The following is a 470-nucleotide window of genomic DNA, read 5'->3' as shown; positions in this document are numbered from 1 at the left end:
GATTAATAGTGTTACCCAGAGCAAAGGCAAAGAACGGGATCAGACTTTTCGTGGCTTTTGAAAACAGCTCTCGGAGATCGGGGTCAAGGTTACCCAGTATAAACCCGATTAGGAAAGGAATACGCACCCCCGCCAGATGTTCGGGTTCAAAGGTAGCCAGTCCGGCAGAGCCCAGAATAATCATGGTCATCAACGGACCGGATTCGAGTGCAATAAGGACAGAGGCCCCCGCTTCCTCTTTTGTACCGTATTCCTGCATCAGCGAAGCATAGAGTCCGGCATTGGTCATATCCATCGCAGCGACAATGGCGAGAACGGATAATCCTGCAAAGAACCCCGTTTTGACCATTCAATCTTCCGGTAACAGCTGGGCAAAAATAAAGGCACAGGCCCAGGCTGTACCCGTTTTGGTGGCAACCAGCGTTCCGGATTTGTTGAGAACGGTGCCGGTGGCACTGATTTTGCTTGAT

General features: G+C 50.9%; 1 pseudogene. It reads right to left on the bottom strand.

The window, feature by feature from the left end:
* Positions 1-470: pseudogene (locus tag ACU8YC_RS26875) on the bottom strand (2-keto-3-deoxygluconate permease); the annotation flags it as partial.

It is taken from the genome of Citrobacter sp. VF227 (assembly GCF_052950715.1).
The sequence above is the reverse complement of the archived record's forward strand: the minus strand, read 5'-3'. Positions and strand labels throughout refer to the sequence as shown.